Source organism: Meridianimaribacter flavus (assembly GCF_004366715.1).
Taxonomy (GTDB): Bacteria; Bacteroidota; Bacteroidia; order Flavobacteriales; family Flavobacteriaceae; genus Gaetbulibacter_B; species Gaetbulibacter_B jejuensis.
Window position 1 is genome coordinate 394,428 of record NZ_SOQZ01000004.1, and the last position, 17,620, is coordinate 412,047.

The window sequence follows — 17,620 nt, forward strand, 5'->3', positions numbered from 1 at the left end:
TTACATGTTTGGATCACGCAAAGTGAAAAAAAATTATATTTTTTTTGCTTCTTCCCAATAAACGTCCATTTCTCTTAGGCTCATGTCCTGTAAACTTTTGTTTAGTGACTTCGCTTTTTCTTCTAAATACTGAAATCTTTTAATGAATTTTTTATTGGTTTTCTCTAAAGCATTCTCAGGATTAATTTTTAAAAACCTTGCATAGTTTATTAAAGAAAATAAAACATCTCCAAACTCGTTCTCCATATTTTCTCTATTTCCACTATCTACTTCATGCTTCAATTCTTGGATTTCTTCCTCAACTTTTTCCCAAACTTGATGAGGCTCTTCCCAGTCAAAACCTACTCCAGCAACTTTATCTTGTACTCTACTCGCTTTTACCATTGCTGGTAAACTTCTTGGGACACCTTCTAATACGCTTTTCTTTCCTTCTTTTAGTTTTAACTGTTCCCAATTGCGTTTTACATCCTCTTCATTATCGACACTTACATCTCCATAAATATGCGGATGACGATCAATAAGCTTATCGCAAATGCTATTACAAACTTCAGCAATATCAAAATGGTTGGTTTCGCTTCCTATTTTTGAATAAAATACAATATGTAAAAGTACATCACCTAGCTCCTTTTTTACTTCATCTAAATCATTATCCAAAATAGCATCACCTAACTCATAAACTTCTTCAATGGTTAGGTGTCGTAAGGATTCCATAGTTTGCTTTTTATCCCATGGACATTGCTCACGCAACTCATCCATAATGATTAACAAACGCTCAAATGCTTTTAGTTGTTGGGTTTTATCTGTCATGATTTGATAATATTAAGACCCAAAAATACGATTAATAGCTATTTAATAAAGCATGTATTACTACATGTTTATTAAAACATATTAACCAAAAAATGTAAGTTGTTATTCTTCTTCTTCAGAAGTTGAATCTTCAAGAGCTTCAAGGTTTTCCAACAGGTTGTGTTGGTGAAGTAAATTGTACCATTGTACAATCTTTTTTATGTCGCTTGCATATACTCTATCTTCGTCATAGTCTGGTAAAACTTCAAAGAAATATTCTTCTAAAGCATCTTTACCATCTTTATGACTTACTGATGTAGTTTGCCCGTTTTCTTTCTCTTTTATTTTAAGAAACACTTTGTATAGTGGCAATTCTTCTGATAGTGTATAAATAGCTATTTCACTAAGTACACTTACATTGCTGTGTATGTTAACTGATAGTCTTTTTTTATCAATTAATGATTCGGCAATTAATCCTCCACGTGTTTGCGTTACTATTTTAAATAATCCAGGTTTTCCGGAAATAGAAAGAATTTTATCTAAACTCATGTGTTAAACAGGCTTTTTTTTGTTGTGGGCAAATATAATTTTTTGTGAATAAGAATTAAAACTATTAACGTTTCTTTTTCATTAAAGGAAACTTCATTTTATAGTCAATCTTTATTTTTCCTTTTGATATGTTAGCTAGCTTTCCTTTTATAAGTCGCTTTTTAAATGACGATAACTTATCAGTAAATAAAACACCTTCAATATGGTCGTATTCATGCTGAATAACTCTCGCAATTAAACCATCAAACTCTTTGACATGTGTTTCAAAATTTTCGTCCTGATACTGAATCTTTATTTTTGGTTGTCTAAACACATCCTCTCTTACATCTGGAATACTTAAGCAACCTTCGTTGAAAGCCCATTCATCTCCTTCTTCTTCTAAAATTTTAGCGTTTATAAAAGTTTGTTTAAAAGCTTTTAATTGTTGCTTTTCTTCTTCAGTATGCGATTCATCTTCTGAAAACGGTTCAGTATCTACTAAGAACAAACGTATTGGCAACCCTATTTGTGGTGCTGCCAAACCTACACCATACGCACCATACATAGTATCGTACATATTATCAATAAGTTCATTAAGATTAGGATAATCTTTAGTAATCTCTTCTGCTTTTTTTCTTAAAACAGAATCGCCATAGGCAACAATAGGTAAAATCATAAATTCTTATTTTCGGATGCAAAAATACAATTCTTATGCCTTTTTTGAAGTTTTTAAGCACAAAAAAACTCCTTACATGGTAAGGAGTTTAATATTTGAGTTTGAATATTTTTTATCTCATTACTACAACCTTCTTTGAAATAGATAGATTGTTAGATGTAATTTGAACCATATAAATACCGTTAGGTAAATTAGAAATACTTAAAGGTTTCACACTTAAATTATCAGTATTTTCAGTTAAAACCAGTTTTCCTGTTACTGAATATATATTGATACTTGCTGAAACATTAGATTGAAACTTTACATTTAATGTATTTCCAGTAGTTACTGGGTTTGGAAATACTCTTAAAGAATTAAAAATTGCTTCAACTTGTTTTATCGATAATGTTTCGTTAGTAAGTGTTCCGTCAGTGTATTCGCAAGTTGCATAACCAAAATCAGCAGTAAAAGTGTTTGGTGGAGCAACTGGGTCTCCTGATGTTAATCCATAAATAGAATACTCGTCATCACAACTAGATAGTGTAAAAACACTAGATCCTACATTTACAGTAGTTGGTCTGTTCTCACATAGAGAAGTTCCTGAGTCATAAAAGAAATACAATGAAGATCCGTTAGAGAATCCTGTTGGAGGGCAAGATTGCGCGTTTACTTTATTAAAACCAAATAGGCCTATTATAAGTAATAAAAATAAATAGTAGTTGTTTTTCATAGTTTGGGGTTTTAAATAATTACCAAGCCAAACATATATCTCAGGAGCAAATGCCTAAAATAATTTAGTTGAAATGCCTTAATTTACTGATAAAATACACTTTATAGCCTTTTTTTATCTTGAATAAAGGTAACTTTGAAGTATTATTGTAGCGCTAATTTCATCTACTAAGGCTTTATTTTTTCGTTGTTTTTTAGTCAACCCACTATCTATCATGGTTTGAAACGCCATTTTAGAAGTAAAACGTTCATCAACTCTTGTAAATGGTATATCAGGAAAAGTCTTCTTAAGCTTATCAATAAATGGTTTAATAGCTACCTCACTTTCAGAGGCTTCATTATTTAAACGCTTAGGCTCTCCAATAACAAATAGCTCTACAGATTCATTAGAGACATACTCTTTTAAAAAAGCAAACAAGTCTTTAGTTTCAACAGTTGTTAACCCAGAAGCTATAATTTGCAACTCATCAGTTACAGCTATTCCTGTTCTTTTAGTACCAAAATCTATTGCTAAAATTCTTGCCATATTGATTGCAAAGGTAACATAATAAAAAACTCTCCCTTTATAAAAAGGAAGAGTTATTAAAATAATTAGCTATTAATTAACTGATGATTTAATTTCCCTCTAACTAAACAAAACCACTCATTAATCATTTTTAAGACACACACACAACGGATAGGTCACATATTATTTTATTTTTTTCTCTTAAAATTATAGAACTATCTTTGTAGCTAGTTTAAAACTTAAATTATACCAATGACAGAATTACAAACCATTATTGAAAATGCTTGGGAAGACAGAGCACTTTTAAAAGACCAAAACACAATTGACAGCATTAGAAAAGTAGTTAACTTACTAGACGCTGGAGAATTAAGAGTTGCTGAACCTACCGCTAACGGTTGGCAAGTTAACGAATGGGTTAAAAAAGCTGTAGTATTGTATTTCCCTATTCAACAAATGGAAACGCTAGAAGTTGGTATTTTTGAGTATCATGATAAAATTCCTTTAAAACGTAACTACGCTGAAAAAGGCATAAGAGTAGTACCACATGCTGTAGCAAGACATGGTGCTTATATTTCATCTGGCACTATATTAATGCCTAGTTATGTTAATATTGGTGCTTATGTTGATGAAGGCACTATGGTTGACACTTGGGCAACTGTGGGTAGTTGCGCTCAAATAGGAAAAAACGTTCACCTTTCGGGTGGTGTTGGTATTGGTGGAGTTTTAGAACCTTTACAAGCTGCTCCCGTAATTATTGAAGATGGTGCATTTATTGGTAGTCGTTGTATAGTTGTTGAAGGCGTTCGTGTTGAAAAAGAAGCTGTACTTGGTGCTAATGTTGTACTGACTATGAGTACAAAAATTATTGATGTTACAGGAGATGAACCTGTTGAAATGAAAGGTATTGTTCCTGCACGTTCAGTTGTTATTCCTGGAAGTTATACCAAAAAATTTGCTGCTGGCGAATACCAAGTACCATGTGCATTGATAATTGGTAAGCGTAAAGAAAGTACTGATAAGAAAACTTCTCTTAATGATGCTTTAAGAGAGTACGACGTTGCTGTGTAAATTTAAACTGAGTTAGCGTTTCTGCTAATGATTTTTAGAAAGCTTAAAGTTTGAAAGTTTTAATCATTCAACAAAAAATGATAGGTGATGTTTTAGCAACAAGCATTTTGTTTGAGGCTATAAAGCAAAAACATCCTGATGCTGAAGTGCATTACATTATCAACTCTCAAACCTATCCTGTTGTTGAAAACCATCCTTTTATTGATAAGTTTCATTTTTTTACACCCGAACTCGAAAAAAGCAAGCTAAAACTATATCAATTTGCGAAACAGCTAAAAAAGGAACATTATGATGCTGTAATAGATGTTTACTCTAAAATATCTAGTAATATAATAAGTTATTTTACGAAAGCTAAAATCAGAATTTCATTAGACAAAGGTCCTAACGCATTAATTTACAATCATCTTTTTAAAAATAAATTGAAAGCTGATACTAATGCAGGATTAGCTATAGAAAACAGGCTGCAATTATTAGCGCCTTTAGGAATTGACCCTTTACATATTGTTAGACCAAAAATTCACCTTACTGATTCTGAAAAACAAAACGCTAAAGACTTTTTACTAGGTCATGATATTAGTTTAGAGAAACCTTTATACATGATAGGTGTTTTGGGAAGTGGCAGCTCCAAAACATATCCTTTTGAGTATATGGCAAAAACGATAGATACTATTGTTAATGAGCAACCTGAAGCTCAACTATTATTTAATTATATCCCTAAGCAAGAAGCTGAAGCCAAAGCTATTTATGAGTTGTGCAATGCACAAACCAAAACGCAAATCTATTTTGAAGTGTTTGGGAAAAGCTTGAGAGATTTTTTAGCAATAACATCTCATTGCGATGCTTTAATAGGTAACGAAGGTGGTGCAATTAATATGGCCAAAGCATTACACATTCCAACGTTTACTGTATTCTCTCCATGGATAAAAAAAGAAGCTTGGAATATGTTTGACGATGGTAAAACCCATGTTTCGGTTCACTTAAAAGATTATAATCAAGAGCCTTATTTAAACATAAAACATCCTAAGGAATTAAAATCTAAAGCTGCAGAATTATACTCTCAATTTAAACCAACGTATTTTGATGAGGAATTAAAAACGTTTTTAAAACGTTTAAACTAACCTTTCTTAATTCCGTACTCTGTCCACTTTAAGTTTTCCTTTTTCACTTTAGCTCTAATGGCTAAATTACGATCTAGCGACTCTTGCGTTTTATAACCTCTAGCATGATCCAAATGTAAACAAATGGCTTTATAGCGTATTTGTTTTGTTTTAATTCCATTATTAACTAGGCGTTCTCCCAATTCTCTATCAGGACCACCATATTGCATGCGTTCGTCATAACCGTTAATGGCAATTAAATCGGTTTTCCAAGCAGAAGAATTACAGTTATTAAATGTTGCTCCTGTTGGTGTTATCTTATCCATAAAATCAGCATATCCATTTTTAGCAGAAAGCTTCAACTTGTTTTTCCAGTTAAGTTCTCCTTGAGATTTTAACCATTTTACTTCAAAACAACGTTTTGATTTAATATCATCTTCAGCTATGGTTTCGCTAATATCCATTGGTAATTTGCAATAACCACCAGATAAGAAATACCCTTCTTCAGCAAATTTAGCATGCGTTTCTACAAAGTCTTCTCTTGGAATACAATCACCATCAGTAAATAGGATATACTCGTTTTTTGCCATTACAATGGCTTCATTTAATATTTTTTGGCGTCTATATCCTTTATCTTCATGCCATGCATGAGTAATTTCTACAGGATAATCTGCTTTAAACCTATCAATAAGCTCTTTGGTTTCATTAGTAGAGCCATCATCAGCAATTATAATATCAAAATCCTTATAGGTTTGCACACTATAACCATAAAGTACTTTCTCTAACCAATCGGTTTTATTGTACGTAGCGATTATAACTGTTATTTTAGGAAATGCCATTTAATTGGGTTTTTCTTGTGTAATTAATTGGTGCAAATATAAGCAAATAGTATACATTATATTTTGAAAAAGGGGTTTTAAAACTATTGATATGGCTATTGAATAATTACAAAATACGTACTTTTACAACATCAATATTTTTTAAATGATAAAACTATCTGGTGTAATAATTACGTTTAACGAAGAACGCAAAATTGAAGAATGTCTTCAATCGTTAAGCAATGTAGTTGATGAAATAGTAGTTGTAGATTCGTTTTCGACTGATAACACTAAAGCTATTTGCGAAAAATTTAACGTAAGGTTTATTGAACAGAAGTTTTTAGGCTATATCGAACAAAAAAACTTTGCTATTGCGCAAGCAAAACATGACTACATTGTTTCTCTTGATGGTGACGAAGCCCTATCTGATAAGTTGCAACAATCTATTTTAGATGTAAAATCGAATTGGAAATATGATGGATATTACAGCAACCGTTTAAATTGCTTTTGTGGTCAATGGATAAAGTACACAACATGGTATCCTGATAAAAAATTGCGTGTTTTTGACCGAAGAAAAGCAAAATGGTCTGGTATTAATCCGCATGATAGAATTGCTCTAACTGATAAAAACAATAAGACAGGTTTTTTAAAAGGAGACATACTGCATTGGAATTATGACACCTACTCTGAGTACAATAAAAAAGTAGAATTATTTACCTCAATTTCGGCTGAAGCCTATTATAAATTAGGAAAAAAAGCACCTTTATATAAAGTACTTTTTAATCCAACTTGGGCATTTTTTCAATCTTACTTTTTAAAACTTGGATTCTTAGATGGCTTTAATGGTTTTTTTATTTCAGTACAAACCGCCAACACACGGTTTTTAAAGTATTCAAAATTGCGTAACCTATACAAGCAAAATCGTTAGCGTTTTTTCTTCCTCCAAAAAAAGTATTTCTTTTTAAAAGCTTCTTTCTTTTTAAACCCTGAAGAAAATTTTTGAGAATAAAAGTACATACGTTCTCTAACTTCATCATTAGGCTTATTCATTAGTTTAGCATACTCATCACTTATTATATCTAACATGTAATCTTTTGGAGACAAGCGTGCAAAATTAGCTAAACGCTCTTGATAGTTTAATGTTTTAAAATCCATTCGGTTAAGGTCTACTAAATAAAACTCATAACCAGAATTGGTCTTTTTTATAAGTGTATTTCCTGGAGAATGATCTAAAAAATGAATTCCCTTTTCGTGCAAGTCATAGGTAAATTGAGTAAATTGTCTTAATATGTTTTCGTAATCCTCATATTTAGGCTCATCAATAAGTTTTCTTATAGTGAAATCATATTTTAACTGCTCACTAATGTAATAGCTTCTTCCAAATGTAAAAATAGATTTATACTCTACAAATGCCACTGGAGTTGGTGTTAAAACACCCATTTTAAGCAAACGCTTTGCGTATAAAAAAGAACGTTCAGCTTTACTTTTTCTAAAAAAACGATAGACAATTTGGTTAACTACATTAGGGTTTTTAAAGGACTTAATATTATACTCTGCATCATCAATTGTTATCTTTTTAATTTTATTTCTAGAACCGTAACCTATTAATTTCCCTTCGTGGTCAAAATTATCAATTGCCTTAAGAACTTTTTCCTTATTCAATTTTGAGTTATCTGCCAATACTATTGTAATTCCCATAAACCTGCTCAATAATTTCGTATTTTTATATAAGAGTATAAAAGTAACATATAATCATAAAGTGTTTAATACTTTTATATAATTTATTTACTTTGCCAATTGTATGAGCTACCTTAATTTTTTCAAGAAAAAACTATCACACTTTGAGAGAGCGCGCAATAAAAAAGAAGTTATTGAGCGAATAGTTTCCAATCCGTATCAACACAATAACGATGTTGTTAACCTACATAGATTAGACCCAAACAATGTTGGCGACTTTTACTGTGCACCTCACCATTACTTTGATGAACTAAAAGGAAAAGCTCTCGATTTGTTTGATTACAAAAATAATGACGATAGCGTTAGAGACAATTGGCACAAAACTATTTGCGATAATGCTCTTATTATTGGAGGAGGTGGATTGCTAAACCGACCAGGTTTTAACATGCACATGAATATGCTTGAAAAACTATCTCAAACCGATAAAAAAATTGTGTTTTGGGGAGTTGGTCATAATAGCAAAAGCTCAAAACTTTACGGAAAACAAATTAAATACAATATTACACCTAGCAATTATGGTTTAGTAGGTGTTAGAGATTATGGTAGAACTGAAGAATGGGTACCTTGTGTAAGCTGCATGCATCCTATTTTTGATACTTCGTTTGATGAAACCAGAGAAATTGGTATTGTTTTTCATCAAAAAACACTCAGAAACAAAAAGGTTATTTCAAAATTTTCAGACTTTGAAAGTATAGCAAACAACTCCACTTTTGAAGCAATGGTTGAGTTTATAGCTTCATCAAACATAGTTTTGACCGATAGCTACCATGCTATGTATTGGGCAATGTTGTTCAATAAAAAAGTTATGGTGTTTCCTAATTCAACCAAGTTTTACGATTTTAAATACCAACCTGTTATTTCAACCTTTTCAAACTATAAAGACGATTTAAACAAACTTCAATCCTATGATGGAGTTCTAGAAGAATGTCGAACAGTTAATAATGCATTTGCTGAAAAAGCATTTAATTACTTAAACTTATAACACCAATGTTTGAGCATTTCTTAATCACAAGATTTAACCTTACTAATCCTGATTGGACCACAACAAAAAACAATGAGTTATTGCTCAATGACTCTTGGATGGAACAACGCATATGGTTGTTTAAAAGTTTTTGTCTACCATCAGTTGTTAATCAAACCAACAAAAACTTTACTTGGTTAATTTTTGCAGATACAGCAACAAAATCTGATTATAAAACCATACTGAATGATTTGGTTAAAGACCATGACTTTATTCGATTGGAATATATTGATGGTATGGCAAAATTTCAAAGTTCAATAAACACTATAGTTTCTAAAATGTCGCAAGGCAAAAATCATATCATTTCAACCAGAATTGACAATGACGATGCCATACACAAAGATTTTATTGATGAAATTCAAAGCCAATTTAATTCACAAAAATATCTTGTTATTGATGTTATTAAAGGGTACTCCTTACAAATAAAACCTCAAATAATGCTCGGAAAAAAGGAGCATATTTTCAATCCTTTTTTAAGCTTAATTGAAGAAAACAACAACCCTAAAACCATTTGGCATAATAGTCATACCGATTGGAAAAATGAAACACGCATTAAGTACTACACAAAAAAGCGCTTGTGGATTGCTATCATACACGACAAAAACAAAATAAACAACTTTAATGGTTACGGAAATATAAGCTGGAAAAACCTATCAAAAGAGTTTATTCTTTCTGATGAAATGAGCAACACTATATTAAATAATGCCATTGATAAAAGCCAATGGAGAAAATTGAGTTTAAAAAACCGCATTATCGTAAAGTACAAAGTGGTAAGCAAAATTTTCAAAAAGAGTATTGGCGTTTATAAACTAAAATCTAAGTAACATGACTGATGAAATTAACTCAGCACTAAAAGTTTTAAAACAAGGAGGTATTATCCTTTATCCTACAGATACGGTTTGGGGAATTGGTTGCGATGCTACAAATTATGAGGCAGTTGAAAAAGTTTTTAAACTTAAACAACGTGCCGAAAGTAAGGCTATGATTTGTTTGGTTAACGATTTTAAGATGCTCAATCAGTATATCGAAGATGTACCAGAAGTAGCTTATGATATTTTAAAATACGCTGCAAAACCTACTACAATTATTTACGACAGACCATTGCGTGTTGCTGAAAATTTAATTCCAAAAGACAATACACTAGCCATAAGAGTTGTTCGTAAAGGGTTTGCCAATGCACTTGTTAAAAAACTTAGAAGACCCATTGTTTCAACATCTGCTAATATTAGTGGACAACCTACACCAAAATCGTTTAAAGAAATAAGCGAAGACATTTTAAAAGGTGTGGACTATGTTGTAAATTTGCAAAATGTAAAATCAGCATCAAAACCATCTGCAATTATTAAATTAAGTAACGATGGTGCTGTAGAAGTTATAAGAAAATAATTTTCTACAAATAACAGCATTTGGTGTTTGAGATTATATGAGTATGAATTACAAGCAAGCACTTCAACACCCAATATTCGAGATTGTTTCCCAATCGGCTAAAGAACTTAATTTAGATAGCTACGTTATTGGTGGTTATGTACGAGATTTTCTACTTAAAAGAGATTCAAAAAAAGATATTGACATTGTAGCTATAGGAAGCGGAATAGAACTTGCTAAACAAGTTGCTAAAAACCTTCCTAACAACCCAAAAGTACAGGTTTTTAAAACCTATGGTACTGCCATGTTGCGTTATGACGATATTGAAGTTGAATTTGTAGGAGCTCGTAAAGAAAGTTATAACGAAGACAGTAGAAATCCTGTTGTTGAAAATGGTACCTTGCAAGACGACCAAAACCGTCGTGATTTTACCATTAATGCTTTAGCGCTTAATTTATCTCAAGAACATTTTGGTGAATTACTAGATCCTTTTAATGGTGTAAACGATTTAAAGAACAAGTGTATAAAAACACCTTTAGATCCTGATATCACTTATAGTGACGATCCTTTAAGAATGATGCGTGCCATACGTTTTGCAACACAATTAGATTTTGAAATTGAAAAAAAATCTTTGCAAGCCATTTCTAAAAACAGTCATAGAATACAAATTATAACTAACGAACGCATTACTGTTGAGCTTAACAAAATTTTGGAAAGCAAAACACCTTCTATCGGTTTTTTACTTTTAGAAAAAACAGGATTGTTAGAGCTTATCTTACCTGAACTAACCGCTTTAAAAGGTATTGACGAAGTTGAAGGACAACGTCATAAAGATAATTTTTACCACACTCTAGAGGTTGTTGATAATATTAGCAAATACACCGACAACCTATGGTTACGTTGGGCTGCATTATTACACGACATAGGAAAAGCACCTACCAAACGCTTTAGTAAAAAAGTGGGTTGGACTTTTCATGGTCACGAGTTTGAAGGTTCAAAAATGGTGTATCATTTATTTAAAAGACTTAAAATGCCATTAAATGACAAAATGAAATTTGTTCAAAAAATGGTATTAATGAGCTCTAGACCTATTGTGTTAGCAAATGAAGAAGTTACCGATTCGGCAGTACGTCGTTTAGTATTTGATGCTGGTGATTATGTAGACGATTTAATGACGCTTTGTGAAGCTGATATTACTACCAAAAACCCTAAAAAGTTTAAAAAATATCACAACAATTTTAAAATTGTTCGCCAAAAGATAGTTGAAGTTGAAGAACGCGACCATATAAGAAACTTTCAACCGCCTATTTCAGGAGAAGAAATCATGCAAACTTTCAACCTAAAGCCTTCTAAAGAGATAGGAATGATTAAAGAGACCATTAAAGAAGCTATTCTTGATGGTAAAATTCCTAATGAATATGAAGCAGCTTATCAATTAATGTTAGATAGAGGTGTTCAGTTAGGTTTAACAATTCAAAAATGAAAACACATTTCAATACTATAGCAAAAGTAACCTTAGTCCTAACCTATTTAGTAATAATAGCAGGAGCTGTTGTACGTATGACAGGTAGTGGAATGGGTTGTCCTGATTGGCCTAAATGTTTTGGATACTACATTCCTCCTACTGAAAAGGTTCAACTAGAATGGCATGCTAACCACGATTACAAAAAAGGTCAAGTTATTATTGTTGACGAAACTTTACAAGTGGCTAAAAGTAATTTTACGTCTTCCAATGAGTTTATAAAAACCAATTGGGACACCTATACAAAACATGATTATGCAGTATTTAATCCAACACACACATGGGTTGAGTACATTAATAGATTATTTGGTGCACTTGCTGGTTTAGCAACTTTAGTCATGGCATTTGCATCTTTAAAGTATTGGAAACGCAACAAAAGCATTACGCTCCTATCGTTTTTTACTGTTTTTGCAATGGGCTTTCAAGCTTGGTTAGGAAAAACCGTAGTCGATTCAAACTTAGCGCCTTTAAAAATTACTATTCACATGGTAATGGCATTAGCAATAGTAGCTGTAATGCTCTACATAATCTTTAAAACCAAACAAAGTAATACGTCCTTTACATTCAACATACAATTTAAAAACGCATTAATTGTAGCGTTAACTTTAACCTGTATTCAGGTAGTTTTAGGAACTCAGGTAAGAGAATTTGTAGACCATCAAATAAAAGCTCTAGGAGAAGGCAATGCCTCAAACTGGTTAAACGATCCTACCACAAGTTTTTATATTCACAGGTCATTTTCTATACTTGTATTATTAGTTAATGGCTACTTGCTGTTACTACTTAAAAAACACCAATTGCATTACAAAAAAGTATATTGGGTATTTGGTATTTTATTGGTTGAAATTGCTTCAGGAATTGCCATGGCAAACTTTAGTTTTCCATTTGGTTCACAAACCTTACACCTTATATTAGCTAGTATATTATTCGGAATTCAATTCTACTTAATATTAGAAGCTACAAACGCTAAAAACAAAGTCTAAACTTTGTAACTTTGCACATTATTGAACATTTATGATTTACAGATTTAGAATAATACTTGACAACGATACAGAAGACGACGTATTTCGTGATTTAGAAATTCGTGAAGATGACACACTAGAAGACCTTCATAACATTATAACCCAATCTTTTGGTTTTGATGGCTCTGAAATGGCTTCTTTTTACCTAAGTAACGATACTTGGGAGCAAGGTGAAGAAATCTCTTTGTTTGATATGAGCGATGGTGTAAACCCAGTAAAATTAATGAACACAACATTAATTAACGATGTGGTGCACGAAGCGCAAACCAAATTGATTTACGTCTATGACTTTTTGAGTATGTGGACCTTTTTTGTAGAGCTTGCTGAAATAGTTGATGAAGCTGAAGGTTTTGACTACCCTAACCTTATGTTTGTACATGGACAAATCCCTGACCAAGCACCTGACAAAAACTTTGAAGCTGAGGATTTTGATGACTTTAATGAGTTTGATGACGACCTTGATATTGACGACTACGAGAGTCTAGATTTTGATGAAAACTGGAATTAATTTTCCAATTTCCTAAATTTTTTACGCAACCATTCGGTTACTTTTTCATCTAAAGAGTATAACTCTAAATTATTTATTATGAAAAAGCAACCTATTTTTAAATTAGTATTACTAGTATGTATTGGTGTATTGGCACTTAACTGTACCAATGATGATGACAACCAAAACAACATTCCTGCTGATACCTACACATCACTCTCTAGTTTAGTTGAAGCTTTAAAAGAAGAACCTCAATCTCATGACATTACAGACCCATCTGTTGCTACAGTAATTACTGGAGACGATGGTACAATATTTAATATTGGAGCAAATACTTTTACTGATGACGACAACAATGTTATTACTACTCCTGTTGTCGCTAAATTATCAGAGTATCTTACATTAGATAAAATGTTTCTTAACAATGCGCAAACCTCAAGCAATGGTCAATTATTGATTACTGGAGGAAGTTTTAACTTAACCTTTGAAGATGAAAACGGAAACCCTGTAAATGCAAATCCGTTTAACATTCAAGCACAAATGACTATCCAAACAGACACTACTGGTTTAGGATTAACTAATATGGATTACTACGTAGGATCTGTCGTTACACAAGATGGTAGAGAAGTTGTAAACTGGGATTTAAACCAACAAAACGAAAACTGGTTTAATGATGGTTATTTTAATATTCTTGGGCTAGAACAAGGTCTATCAAACTGTGATGTACTTTATGATATGGCTGGTGAAACGGCAACTCAGTTTGAAGTTTCAGTGTCTGATATTACTGATTACTCTCAAACTACAGTATGGATGTTTATTGAAGACTTTCCTTCAGTTGTTATGATTACAAGTTTAAATGATGCTGAAACTGCTTTAGAAACTTATGCTGGCTCAATTCCTCTTGGTTTAAATGCAACTTTAGTTGCAATTACTATTGATGAAAACAGCTATTTAAAGTTTGGTAGTTTACCTATTACTGTTGAAGGTGATGACACTTTTAACGTTACTGTTGACTATGGTACAACTGAAGAACTAACACAATTGGTAAGCTCTATTGTAAACTAATATAAGTATTGAAAAAATATAAATTTAAAAGCATCCTCTTTGGGATGCTTTTTTTGTTAGAAAAAACCATTGATTGAACCAAATTAATTTCAAAAAGTCAGTTCGAGTGGTTTTTGATAGAAAAACCGTATCGAGAACTATTTAAAAAAGACTAAAATTCTTATTCTCGATACATATCGACTATAAACGTCGATATACTCGAATTGACAGAATTTAGTCAAAACACAACCAACAATAGGCTAGAAAAAGTTTTTCATGTTCATTCCTTGATAGTTTCGTTTTACAAAGGCTAGAGCGTTTTTCATAATGTCTCCCATTGTTTTGCTCTTCTTAAATTCAATATCTAGTGTATAATCATAAATTTGCTCTCGAAGCAGTTTTATATGCTCAGGAATTGATATTGTGTCGTCTTGCATACAATCTAGCAACTCCACTATTCTATCATGATAACTAATCATTCGACGTGCAACAATTGAGCGTTCTTCAATTTTATACTGCTCAATAGATTCTTTTTGAATTTTCTCGCGCACCAACTCTACCATTTTAAAATTCTCTTTAAAAAATTGAGGCCTGTACACATTAAACTTACCTTCATAACTCTGTTGGTCAAAATCGATAGCTCTAATTTTAAAAACCACATGATCAAAATCGTGTGTTGGTACAATTACATAGTTGTATGATCTCATATCACCAAGTAATCTAATCATACAACGTTCGTTAAACTTTACAAACTCTTTAGCTATTTGCGATTTTTCAGAAGCAGTACATTCTGGCAACATGTTTTTAATAAACTCATCACCAGGAATACCAGCAATATGCTCTTCTATCAATGTATTTTTATAAACTAAAAAGTTAAGGTTATAAGGTGAAAGCATATGCTCAAACTCTAGTCCATACACCCGAGAAGCATCGGCTTTTTTTACATAAAAATAGGTGTAGTTATCGTTGAGTATATTTCTAATTTTCACTCTAAAAGGCTTTGAGTTCCCGAAGGTGCAAAAGTCAATAGCATCAACACTTAGGTACTTAAAAATACTTTCATTACCATCAGAAATTAAAATAGAATACACTCGCTTTAAGCTCAAATCTATCTCTTCGCGTTCAAACTCGTTATAGTACACACGAATCCAAAGTGTGTCTTCGTCATTCTTATCATAAACCACTACCGAACCTTGAAAACGCAATAGGTCTTCATAAAAAATAGGTAAGCGAATATTCCTGTTATAGTCTTGTAAATAGTTATGTAACTTACTATTTATTGGGTAAGATGGTTTCTTTTTCGATATCTTTAAGTCGTCCATAGCATTTAAAATCATTACTAATTTAATGTTTTATAAAATACTATGTAACAATAAGCGGTAATACTCGTCATATTTTTAACTAATCAATCATATTATATTTTGGAACAAATATTAACAATCAACAATCTCACCAAGAAATTTGGCTATTTAACTGCTGTAAAAGACCTTTCTTTTACCATAAATAAAGGTAATGTTTACGGAATTTTAGGACCTAACGGAAGTGGAAAATCAACCACTCTAGGTATTGTACTTAACGTAGTTAATAGAACTTCAGGACAATTTAGCTGGTTTGATGGTAAAACATCTACACACGAAGCACTTAAAAAAGTAGGCGCTATTATTGAGCGTCCTAATTTTTACCCTTATATGACTGCACAACAAAACCTAAAACTGGTGTGCAAAATTAAAGGTGTTGACTATGCAAAAATTGACGAAAAGCTTGAAATTGTTGGTTTACTAGACAGAAAAGACCATAAATTTAGAACCTACTCTTTGGGTATGAAGCAACGTTTGGCAATCGCATCAGCATTGTTAAACGATCCTGAAATATTAATACTAGATGAACCTACTAACGGTCTTGACCCTCAAGGAATTCATCAAATTAGAGAGATTATAAAAAAAATTGCTGCTAATGGTACTACAATTCTTTTAGCATCTCACCTTTTAGATGAAGTTGAAAAAGTGTGCTCTCATGTAGTAGTACTTAGAAAAGGTGAAAAACTATACTCTGGTCGTGTTGACGAAATGATTAACAGTCATGGCTTTTTTGAGTTGAAGACAGATAAAGAAGATGAATTGGTTAAACTACTTGAAAGTGATACTTCTTTTGGTAAACTAAAGATTGATAACGGATTAATTACTGCGTTTTTAAACCAACCAATGGATGCCTCTTCCTTTAACAAGCTCATGTTTGAAAAAGGAATTGTGTTATCACACTTGGTAAAACGTAAAGAAAGTTTGGAAGAACAGTTCTTACAATTAACAGACAACAACTAATCAAAATCAATCAAAAAAAACACAGTATCCATGTTACGACTTATAAATTTAGAATTACAGAAACTTTGGCTAAACCGAACAAGCAAAGTATTAATTTTTGTATCGTTCATCCTGCCATTTACAGTACTCGTATTATCTTCAATTAAAATAAACTTTTTCGGATTTTTCACTTTAGAATTAGGTGAACTTGGAATCTTTAATTTCCCTATCATTTGGCACATTACCACATTTTTTGCATCGCAATTCAAGTTTTTCTTTGCAATAGTTGTGGTAAGTATGATAGGTAATGAATACAGCAACAAAACCATAAAACAAAACCTTATTGATGGACTCAGTAAAAAAGAGTTTATCTTATCAAAGTTCTACACTATTGTATTCTTTTCTTTAGTAGCAACATTACTTATAGGTATAGCTTCTTTTTGTATAGGCATGTACTACTCTAGCTATACTGAAGCATCTATTGTTTTTAGAGAAACCGAATTTTTACTCGCCTATTTCGTGAAATTAGTAGGATTCTTTAGTCTATGTTTATTCTTTGGTATGCTAGTAAAACGCTCAGCTTTTGCTTTAGGGTTTTTATTTGTACTCTATATTGTTGAATGGTTAATTTTTTGGGGAGCTTATGAAGTTTTAGGAACAGCAGATTCAGCATTTAAAGTAAAAAACTTTTTACCGCTAGAGTCCATGTACAAACTTATTGACCAACCTGTACAGCGTATAGTAATGACAAAGTTTCCTGAAAAGACCGAAATCGCTTATGACTATGCAGTGCATTGGTATGAAATTGTTACTGTAATAGGTTGGACTGCTCTATTTGTCTTTTTATCGTACAGATTATTAAAAAAGCGAGATTTGTAATATCTTTAGTGATTCAGTATTTGTATATACTTCTTGTTAACTTAACTTTAAATTTCTAAA

Annotated in this window: 20 protein-coding genes; 12 read left to right on the top strand and 8 right to left on the bottom strand. The window is 31.9% G+C overall.

Features of this window, described 5'->3' with window-relative positions:
• Positions 1-33: 33 nt before the first annotated feature.
• From mazG to ruvX, 5 genes are all read right to left on the bottom strand, one after another.
• A complete protein-coding gene (gene mazG / locus A8975_RS10815; protein ID WP_131507729.1) occupies positions 34-807 on the bottom strand; it encodes a nucleoside triphosphate pyrophosphohydrolase in 774 nt (257 codons plus the stop codon).
• A gap of 102 nt (positions 808-909) precedes the next feature.
• Positions 910-1,335, bottom strand: coding sequence for a DUF5606 domain-containing protein (locus A8975_RS10820; RefSeq protein WP_129760430.1), 426 nt, complete (start codon positions 1,333-1,335; stop codon positions 910-912).
• Between the two features lie 64 nt (positions 1,336-1,399).
• Positions 1,400-1,990: a peptide deformylase gene (gene def, locus A8975_RS10825; RefSeq protein ID WP_129760429.1), complete on the bottom strand. Its 591-nt coding sequence runs from the start codon at positions 1,988-1,990 to the stop codon at positions 1,400-1,402.
• 112 nt (positions 1,991-2,102) lie between these two features.
• On the bottom strand, positions 2,103-2,699 hold the full coding sequence (locus A8975_RS10830; protein ID WP_134200437.1) for a T9SS type A sorting domain-containing protein: 597 nt from the start codon (positions 2,697-2,699) through the stop codon (positions 2,103-2,105).
• A gap of 114 nt (positions 2,700-2,813) precedes the next feature.
• Positions 2,814-3,224 carry a Holliday junction resolvase RuvX gene (ruvX, locus tag A8975_RS10835; RefSeq protein ID WP_131507733.1) on the bottom strand — a complete coding sequence of 137 codons (411 nt, stop codon included), beginning with the start codon at positions 3,222-3,224 and terminating at the stop codon, positions 2,814-2,816.
• Between the two features lie 231 nt (positions 3,225-3,455).
• Between ruvX and A8975_RS10840 the strand changes: the two genes are divergently transcribed.
• Both A8975_RS10840 and A8975_RS10845 read left to right on the top strand, forming a co-directional pair.
• Entirely contained in the window at positions 3,456-4,271 is an 816-nt protein-coding gene (locus A8975_RS10840; RefSeq protein ID WP_129760426.1) for a 2,3,4,5-tetrahydropyridine-2,6-dicarboxylate N-succinyltransferase, read from the top strand.
• Between the two features lie 50 nt (positions 4,272-4,321).
• Positions 4,322-5,389 (top strand): glycosyltransferase family 9 protein, encoded by a 1,068-nt coding sequence (locus A8975_RS10845; protein ID WP_134200439.1) that lies wholly within the window; start codon positions 4,322-4,324, stop codon positions 5,387-5,389.
• Here the strand turns inward: A8975_RS10845 and A8975_RS10850 are convergent.
• Entirely contained in the window at positions 5,386-6,207 is an 822-nt protein-coding gene (locus A8975_RS10850) for a glycosyltransferase family 2 protein (RefSeq protein WP_131507737.1), read from the bottom strand. The genes A8975_RS10845 and A8975_RS10850 overlap by 4 nt on opposite strands.
• 145 nt (positions 6,208-6,352) lie before the next feature.
• On the opposite strand from A8975_RS10850, the gene A8975_RS10855 reads away from it, so the two are divergent.
• The gene (locus A8975_RS10855; protein ID WP_134200441.1) at positions 6,353-7,114 is read left to right on the top strand and encodes a glycosyltransferase family 2 protein; all 762 of its coding nucleotides are present in this window, start codon (positions 6,353-6,355) and stop codon (positions 7,112-7,114) included.
• On the opposite strand, the gene A8975_RS10860 is transcribed toward A8975_RS10855, so the two are convergent.
• On the bottom strand, positions 7,111-7,884 hold the full coding sequence (locus A8975_RS10860) for a lipopolysaccharide kinase InaA family protein (RefSeq protein ID WP_134200444.1): 774 nt from the start codon (positions 7,882-7,884) through the stop codon (positions 7,111-7,113). The two genes, A8975_RS10855 and A8975_RS10860, sit on opposite strands and share 4 nt — an antisense overlap.
• A 103-nt stretch (positions 7,885-7,987) precedes the next feature.
• On the opposite strand from A8975_RS10860, the gene A8975_RS10865 reads away from it, so the two are divergent.
• From A8975_RS10865 to A8975_RS10895, 7 genes are all read left to right on the top strand, one after another.
• Complete coding sequence (locus A8975_RS10865) at positions 7,988-8,905, top strand: polysaccharide pyruvyl transferase family protein (RefSeq protein ID WP_134200446.1); 918 nt, start codon at positions 7,988-7,990, stop codon at positions 8,903-8,905.
• A gap of 5 nt (positions 8,906-8,910) precedes the next feature.
• The gene (locus tag A8975_RS10870; protein ID WP_134200448.1) at positions 8,911-9,768 is read left to right on the top strand and encodes a glycosyltransferase; all 858 of its coding nucleotides are present in this window, start codon (positions 8,911-8,913) and stop codon (positions 9,766-9,768) included.
• A gap of 1 nt (position 9,769) precedes the next feature.
• On the top strand, positions 9,770-10,330 hold the full coding sequence (locus tag A8975_RS10875) for an L-threonylcarbamoyladenylate synthase (RefSeq protein WP_129760419.1): 561 nt from the start codon (positions 9,770-9,772) through the stop codon (positions 10,328-10,330).
• Positions 10,331-10,373: 43 nt separating this feature from the next.
• Positions 10,374-11,792: a CCA tRNA nucleotidyltransferase gene (locus A8975_RS10880; protein ID WP_134200450.1), complete on the top strand. Its 1,419-nt coding sequence runs from the start codon at positions 10,374-10,376 to the stop codon at positions 11,790-11,792.
• On the top strand, positions 11,789-12,814 hold the full coding sequence (locus A8975_RS10885) for a COX15/CtaA family protein (protein ID WP_134200452.1): 1,026 nt from the start codon (positions 11,789-11,791) through the stop codon (positions 12,812-12,814). The genes A8975_RS10880 and A8975_RS10885 overlap by 4 nt, the downstream gene beginning before the upstream one ends.
• Positions 12,815-12,845: 31 nt before the next feature.
• Complete coding sequence (locus A8975_RS10890; protein ID WP_131507752.1) at positions 12,846-13,361, top strand: IS1096 element passenger TnpR family protein; 516 nt, start codon at positions 12,846-12,848, stop codon at positions 13,359-13,361.
• 78 nt (positions 13,362-13,439) lie between these two features.
• Entirely contained in the window at positions 13,440-14,405 is a 966-nt protein-coding gene (locus A8975_RS10895; RefSeq protein WP_134200454.1) for a hypothetical protein, read from the top strand.
• Between the two features lie 239 nt (positions 14,406-14,644).
• On the opposite strand, the gene A8975_RS10900 is transcribed toward A8975_RS10895, so the two are convergent.
• The gene (locus A8975_RS10900) at positions 14,645-15,721 is read right to left on the bottom strand and encodes a hypothetical protein (RefSeq protein ID WP_370450272.1); all 1,077 of its coding nucleotides are present in this window, start codon (positions 15,719-15,721) and stop codon (positions 14,645-14,647) included.
• 84 nt (positions 15,722-15,805) lie between these two features.
• Here A8975_RS10900 and A8975_RS10905 point away from each other — a divergent pair, with 84 nt between their 5' ends.
• Both A8975_RS10905 and A8975_RS10910 read left to right on the top strand, forming a co-directional pair.
• Positions 15,806-16,702, top strand: coding sequence for an ABC transporter ATP-binding protein (locus A8975_RS10905; protein ID WP_131507756.1), 897 nt, complete (start codon positions 15,806-15,808; stop codon positions 16,700-16,702).
• Between the two features lie 30 nt (positions 16,703-16,732).
• Positions 16,733-17,560 (top strand): ABC transporter permease, encoded by an 828-nt coding sequence (locus tag A8975_RS10910; protein WP_134200456.1) that lies wholly within the window; start codon positions 16,733-16,735, stop codon positions 17,558-17,560.
• Positions 17,561-17,620 lie beyond the last annotated feature (60 nt).

Bases quoted from the DNA above. Each gene is read 5' to 3' on its own strand.
- A8975_RS10850 (WP_131507737.1), bottom strand. From the start codon at position 6,207: ATGGCATTTCCTAAAATAACAGTTATAATCGCTACGTACAATAAAACC.
- A8975_RS10830 (WP_134200437.1), bottom strand. From the start codon at position 2,699: ATGAAAAACAACTACTATTTATTTTTATTACTTATAATAGGCCTATTT.
- A8975_RS10885 (WP_134200452.1), top strand. From the start codon at position 11,789: ATGAAAACACATTTCAATACTATAGCAAAAGTAACCTTAGTCCTAACC.
- def (WP_129760429.1), bottom strand. From the start codon at position 1,990: ATGATTTTACCTATTGTTGCCTATGGCGATTCTGTTTTAAGAAAAAAA.
- A8975_RS10890 (WP_131507752.1), top strand. From the start codon at position 12,846: ATGATTTACAGATTTAGAATAATACTTGACAACGATACAGAAGACGAC.
- ruvX (WP_131507733.1), bottom strand. From the start codon at position 3,224: ATGGCAAGAATTTTAGCAATAGATTTTGGTACTAAAAGAACAGGAATA.
- A8975_RS10840 (WP_129760426.1), top strand. From the start codon at position 3,456: ATGACAGAATTACAAACCATTATTGAAAATGCTTGGGAAGACAGAGCA.
- A8975_RS10900 (WP_370450272.1), bottom strand. From the start codon at position 15,721: ATGATTTTAAATGCTATGGACGACTTAAAGATATCGAAAAAGAAACCA.
- A8975_RS10855 (WP_134200441.1), top strand. From the start codon at position 6,353: ATGATAAAACTATCTGGTGTAATAATTACGTTTAACGAAGAACGCAAA.
- A8975_RS10875 (WP_129760419.1), top strand. From the start codon at position 9,770: ATGACTGATGAAATTAACTCAGCACTAAAAGTTTTAAAACAAGGAGGT.
- A8975_RS10820 (WP_129760430.1), bottom strand. From the start codon at position 1,335: ATGAGTTTAGATAAAATTCTTTCTATTTCCGGAAAACCTGGATTATTT.
- A8975_RS10870 (WP_134200448.1), top strand. From the start codon at position 8,911: ATGTTTGAGCATTTCTTAATCACAAGATTTAACCTTACTAATCCTGAT.
- mazG (WP_131507729.1), bottom strand. From the start codon at position 807: ATGACAGATAAAACCCAACAACTAAAAGCATTTGAGCGTTTGTTAATC.
- A8975_RS10880 (WP_134200450.1), top strand. From the start codon at position 10,374: ATGAATTACAAGCAAGCACTTCAACACCCAATATTCGAGATTGTTTCC.
- A8975_RS10910 (WP_134200456.1), top strand. From the start codon at position 16,733: ATGTTACGACTTATAAATTTAGAATTACAGAAACTTTGGCTAAACCGA.
- A8975_RS10865 (WP_134200446.1), top strand. From the start codon at position 7,988: ATGAGCTACCTTAATTTTTTCAAGAAAAAACTATCACACTTTGAGAGA.
- A8975_RS10860 (WP_134200444.1), bottom strand. From the start codon at position 7,884: ATGGGAATTACAATAGTATTGGCAGATAACTCAAAATTGAATAAGGAA.
- A8975_RS10895 (WP_134200454.1), top strand. From the start codon at position 13,440: ATGAAAAAGCAACCTATTTTTAAATTAGTATTACTAGTATGTATTGGT.